4 protein-coding genes and 1 pseudogene are annotated in these 1409 nt (G+C 48.5%); 1 reads left to right on the forward strand and 4 read right to left on the reverse strand.

Annotation, left to right across the window (positions count from 1 at the left end; translation table 11 throughout):
- Positions 1-360, forward strand: a pseudogene (locus F6K49_RS49110) (calcium-binding protein); the annotation flags it as partial.
- Here F6K49_RS49110 and F6K49_RS49115 read toward each other — a convergent pair.
- The 4 genes from F6K49_RS49115 to F6K49_RS49130 form a co-directional block, all read right to left on the reverse strand.
- Positions 357-548, reverse strand: a complete 192-nt coding sequence (locus F6K49_RS49115) for a hypothetical protein (protein ID WP_293110007.1) — start codon at positions 546-548, stop codon at positions 357-359. The pseudogene F6K49_RS49110 and the gene F6K49_RS49115 overlap by 4 nt on opposite strands.
- Before the next feature lie 132 nt (positions 549-680).
- Positions 681-812: a hypothetical protein gene (locus F6K49_RS49120; protein WP_293110009.1), complete on the reverse strand. Its 132-nt coding sequence runs from the start codon at positions 810-812 to the stop codon at positions 681-683.
- Between the two features lie 101 nt (positions 813-913).
- A complete protein-coding gene (locus F6K49_RS49125) occupies positions 914-1117 on the reverse strand; it encodes a hypothetical protein (RefSeq protein ID WP_293110011.1) in 204 nt (67 codons plus the stop codon).
- A 45-nt stretch (positions 1118-1162) separates the two neighbouring features.
- Positions 1163-1345 (reverse strand): hypothetical protein, encoded by a 183-nt coding sequence (locus F6K49_RS49130; RefSeq protein ID WP_293110013.1) that lies wholly within the window; start codon positions 1343-1345, stop codon positions 1163-1165.
- Between the last annotated feature and the right edge of the window lie 64 nt (positions 1346-1409).

Consider the following 1409-nt stretch of genomic DNA (forward strand, 5'->3'; position numbering starts at 1 on the left):
TATGATATTCTTATCGGTGGCTTAGGTCAGGATACCATCGTAGGTGTCGATCCCACCAGTAGCAATCCAGGTATTAATGAAATTGATACCTTAACCGGAGGAGCTGATGCTGATACATTTGTGCTTGGAGATAGCACAAATCCTTACTATGTCGGTGGAGGACTGAGTGATTACGCTCTAATTACGGATTTCGTATCTGGTACAGATACAATTCAACTCCATGGGAATGTAGCAGACTATAATTTCACTCCAGTTGCTGCGCTTGGAATTACCTTTATCAGTTATATCAATCCTCCTGCCCCGGATCCTATTGCTATAGTTTCTGGTATCATTGCCCCAGCGGATCTGATCTTTGTCTAACCACTAGTACACGGTGGCGGAAATAACTGACCAGTTAAAATCTCTTTGATCTGGTTTGTTTCCTGTTTTTCCTCTGTTTTAATCTGTTGGTGGGCAGTGCTTAGCCATGGGCTTTGGCTTGGTGAATCGGTTTGGTTCACTGCCCACCCTACATCAACCGTGATTAATCCTTTGGTGGGCAGTTTCAAGTAATTTTATCGCCAGCTTGGTGAATCGGTCTGGTTCACTGCCCACCCTACATAAACTAAGTGGGATAGGGGATGCGTGAGAATGCGATCGCGCTTCTTGGTGAATCGGTTTGGTTCACTGCCCACCCTACATCAACTGTGATTAATCGTTTGGTGGGTAGTGGCTAGCAATGCGATGTTCCGTTCGCGCAGCGTCTGGCACTGCCAGTAAGGAACCGCTTCGCGATCGCGCTTCTTGGTGAATCGGTCTGGTTCACTGCCCACCCTACATCAACTGTGATTAATCGTTTGGTGGGCAGTGCCTAGCAATGGGCTATGGCTTGGTGAATTGGTCTGGTTGACTGCGGACCCTACATCAATTGTGATTAATCCGTTGGTGGCCAGTGCCTAGCAATGCGATCGCGCTTCTTGATGAATCGGTCTGGTTGACTGCGGACCCTACATCTACTGTGATTAATCCGTTGGTGGGCAGTGCCTAGCCATGGGCTTTGGCTTGGTGAATCGGTTTGGTTCACTGCCCACCCTACATCAACTGTGATTAACCGGATTGGTGGGCAGTGCCTAGCCATGGGCTTTGGCTTGGTGAATCGGTCTGGTTGACTGCGGACCCTACATCAATTGTGATTAATCCGTTGGTGGGCAGTGCTTAGCCATGGGCTTTGGCTTGGTGAATCGGTTTGGTTCACTGCCCACCCTACATGAACTAAGTGGGATAGGGGATGCGTGAGAATGCGATCGCTTTTAGCGGCTCCTAGGTCGCATCGCGTAGCGTGACCTACGGTCAATCGCGTTTTCACCAATTGCCTGATTCACTGATCTGATTCACTCTATACCCCAAGTTATGACTTTTGTCAATCACTT

The organism is Moorena sp. SIO3I6, assembly GCF_010672095.1.

Excerpts from the sequence above, each read along its gene's own strand:
- F6K49_RS49125 (WP_293110011.1), bottom strand. The coding sequence starts at position 1,117 with ATGGCTAGGCACTGCCCACCAATCCGGTTAATCACAGTTGATGTAGGG.